Source organism: Bacteroides sp. D20 (assembly GCF_003436255.1).
Lineage (GTDB): Bacteria > Bacteroidota > Bacteroidia > Bacteroidales > Bacteroidaceae > Bacteroides > Bacteroides uniformis.
The window spans coordinates 1-1,388 of record NZ_QSOO01000047.1; the positions used below are offsets into that span (position 1 = coordinate 1).

Annotated in this window: 1 protein-coding gene; it reads left to right on the plus strand. The window is 45.1% G+C overall.

The features are described from left to right. Window positions 1-65: 65 nt before the first annotated feature. Complete coding sequence (locus DXD78_RS20885) at window positions 66-1,280, plus strand: IS256 family transposase (RefSeq protein WP_005837038.1); 1,215 nt, start codon at window positions 66-68, stop codon at window positions 1,278-1,280. Window positions 1,281-1,388: the final 108 nt, after the last annotated feature.

Genomic DNA, 1,388 nt, shown 5'->3' on the forward strand with positions numbered 1-1,388 from the left:
GAGGATGTAAATTAAACTGTGTCAGCAAGGAATAAAGTATTAACTTTGCTAACACAGTTTTTTTTATGAAAGAAGAATTTGATTTCGAGAGTATCAAGAACAAGGCCATTGAACAGCTGAAAGCCGGCAAGCCTTTGTTGGGTAAGGACGGCGCCTTTGCCCCACTATTGGAAAGTATATTGAATGCAGCCCTGGAAGGAGAGATGGATGCACATTTGACAGAAGAAGAACGCCAGATGGGTAACCGTCGTAACGGAAAGATGCAAAAGCAGGTTCAGACTCCCTTGGGCGAAGTAACCGTTTCCACTCCCCGTGACCGTAATTCGAGTTTTGATCCCCAGTTTATCAAGAAGCGTGAGACTATTCTGGCAGAAGGTGTTGCTGACCGTATAATTGGCTTGTATGCAATGGGAAACAGCACAAGGGAAATCAGTGACTGGATGGAAGAAAATCTTGGGAATCGTGTTTCGGCCGACACAATCAGTTCCATCACAGACCGTGTACTTCCGGAGATAAAAGCATGGAAATCACGGATGCTTGATTCTGTTTATCCTATAGTCTGGATGGATGCCATTCATTACAAAGTAACGGATGAACGTGGCTGCGCGGTAACCCGTGCAATCTATAATGTACTGAGCATTGACAGGGAGGGACACAAGGAGTTACTTGGAATGTATATATCAAGGAATGAGGGAGCAAACTTCTGGCTCAGCGTGTTGACAGACCTTCAGAACCGTGGAGTTGAGGATATTCTCATTGCCTGTATAGACGGTCTGAAGGGGTTTCCTGAAGCCATTCAAAGCGTTTATCCTAATACAGCCGTACAGCTTTGTGTAGTACATCAGATACGTAACTCCATCAAGTATGTAGGATCCAAGAATCAGAAGGAGTTCTTAAGGGATTTGAAATGTGTCTATCAGGCAGTCAATAAGGAATCCGCAGAAAATGAGCTCCTCAAGCTGGATGAAAAATGGGGTGAACAGTATCCTGTCGTTATCAGATCCTGGCAGGACAACTGGGATAAGCTGTCCGAATACTTCCAGTATACTCCGGTCATCCGTAAGCTTATCTATACCACAAATACCGTTGAGGGGTATCACCGTCAGATCCGCAAGGTAACAAAAAACAAGGGCGTGTTCCCATCGGATACAGCCCTTGAGAAACTTGTTTATCTTGCATACCGCAATATACGTAAGAAATGGACCATGCCACTGGCCAATTGGGCTACCATCTCGCAACAACTGGCTATAAAGTTTGGAAACCGGTTTAAATTATTGTAATTTTACGCTCGTCGGGACGGGTGGTCCCGCCCCTTGGCGCGGGCCGTTCCCCGACCGATGAGTTTTCTAGAGATAAATAATGCGTGACACAGTTTATTTTACACTACC